Raw genomic sequence first — 2325 nt, 5'->3', positions numbered from 1 at the left:
CGATCGCGCTGGCGTAGGCCAGCGCACCGCCCAGCGACCAGCCGACCAGGATGAACGGCCCGTTGCCCTGCAGCTCCTGCAGCTTGGGGACGTACACCGCGGCGCGTTCCTCGATGGAGCCCTCGACCCGCTCCAGGCCGTACATCGGGACCTCGGCCGGCAGCCGGGCCAGCAGCGGCTGGTAGACCACCGTCGAGCCGCCGGCCGGATGGAAGACGAAGACCGGTGGCGCGGTGGAGCCCTCCGGCCGGGCCCGCAGGGTGCGGACGAAGCCGTCCAGCTCGCCGGCCTCGACGAACTCGCGCACCTTGGTGGCGAGTTGCTCGATGGTGCCGGCCGACGTGACGTCGTCGACGGTGATGGTGCCGTCGGCGCGCTCGGAGAGCCGCTGGGCCATCTTCTCGGCGGCGTGGCCGTCCAGCTTCGGCAGCGAGGCGAAGATGCCGCCGGGCGACTTGCCGGTCACGATCGCCCAGGTGGCGAAGGTGACCCGCTCGGCTTGGTCGCGCGGCGGCACGTCGACCTGCGTCAGCGAGACACCCGGAGCGGCCGCGGCCGGCGCCGCCGGGGCAACCGTCCGGGATGCACCGGTCGGGTCCGTCGGCGGCGGCGGGATCGGCCGATCCGCCGCCGGCGGTGCCGGGGGTGCGGCTTCGGCGGGCGCGGCGGGTTCGGCGGCCGGGGCCGGCGTTTCGGCGGCCTTCGCCTTGGCGATCAGCGCGGCCTGCTCGGCGGCAATCTCGTCGGCGGTCTGGGTCCGCTGGTGGGCGTGCAGCGCCTCGACCTCGTCGCGGTGCTCGACCGCGTAGCGGATCATCTCCTCGACGTTGTACAGGTTGGCGTCGCGCACCGCGGTCAGCTGGATCGGCGGCATGTCGAAGTCGTATTCCACCCGGTTCTTGATCCGCACCGCCATCAGCGAGTCCAGGCCGAGCTCGATCAGCGGCACCTCCCACGGCAGGTCTTCGGGTTCGTAGCCCATCGCGGCGCCGACGATGGTGCCCAATCGGTCCTTGACGGTCTCACCGGACTCCGGCGACCACTTGGCGAAGCCTGCGCCCATCGCCACGCCCTGGGTGAGGCTGTCGTGCAGAATCTCCGCGTCGGGTTGCTCCTGGGTCACCGGCTCCGCCATCACCGCAGCGTCGGCTTGCGCCAGGGCCCCCGCGCCGACCGCCGTCGGCAGCACCGCGGCGCCGTTGCCGCCCCGGGACACCAGGGCGTCGTAGACCAGGGTGAACGACTCGCCGATCCGGGCGTGCACCTGCACCGCCGCGCCGCCCGGATGCCGGGTCAGCGTGGTCACCAGCCGGGCGTCGGCGCCCGGCACCGCGCGCTGCTCGGCGGCCACCACCTGCGCATCCGGCAGCAGCACGACCGCAGCGGCTTTCACCAACCCGGGCAGATCCGCCGCGCCGCGTGGGGCGAACTCCCAGACGTGCCGGCCGTCCGGCAGCGCCACGTGCGAGCCGGGCATCACCCCGGACGCGTCGCCGGAGAAGTGCGCGTCCAGCCAGTGCTCCTTGCGCTTGAACCGGGTCGGCGGGATGTCGGCGAACTCGTCGGCGCCGACCGGCCCGTCCACCCGGCGCGGGAAGAGTGTGCGGACGTCGAGGTCGTGGCCGTAGACGTACAGCTGCGCCATGGTGGTCGTCATCGAATCGACCTCGTCGGCCTTGCGCGCCAAGGTGGCGATCAGCTGCGCATCCGGCAGCCCGGCGGCGGCGGTGGTCAGGCCCACCTGCATCAGCACCACCGGGTTCGGGGCCAGCTCCAGGAAGGTGGTGTAGCCGTTGTCGACCGCGTTGCGCACGCCCTGGGTGAAGTAGACGCTGTGCCGCAGACCCTTCTTCCAGTACTCCACGTCGTGGATCGGCTCGCCGCCGGGGCGCAGGTAGCTGCCCTCGTGCACGGTGGAGAAGTAGCCGCAGGACAGCGCCAGCGGGTGGATGCCGGCCAGCTCGGCGGTGAACTCGCCGAGCAGCGGGTCCATCTGCTGGGTGTGGCTGGCGCCCTTCGTCTGGAACTTGCGGGCGAACCGGCCCTCGGATTCGCAGCGGGCGATGATCGCGTCCACCTGATCCGGCGGCCCGCCGATCACCGTCTGGCCCGGGGCGGCGTAGACGCAGACCTCCAGGTCGGGGAAGTCGGCGAAGACGGTCTTGACCTCCTCGGCGGAGTACTCCACCAGCGCCATCAGCCGGATGTACTCGCCGAACAGCATCCGCTCGCACTCGCCCATCAGCCGGGCCCGCGTGCAGATGATCCGGACCGTGTCGCGCAGCGACAGCCCGCCGGCGAAGTAGGCCGCACCCGGCTCACCCA

Annotated in this window: 1 protein-coding gene; it reads right to left on the bottom strand. The window is 72.4% G+C overall.

Annotated features, from left to right (window positions below; all coding sequences use genetic code 11):
• Window positions 1-2325 (bottom strand): acyltransferase domain-containing protein (locus AC2VNT_RS07135; RefSeq protein ID WP_486946185.1); only part of this gene is annotated, 2325 nt, incomplete at both ends.

Source organism: Mycobacterium sp. TH-M15 (genome assembly GCF_057473705.1).
This window is presented reverse-complemented; position numbering and strand designations above follow the sequence as displayed.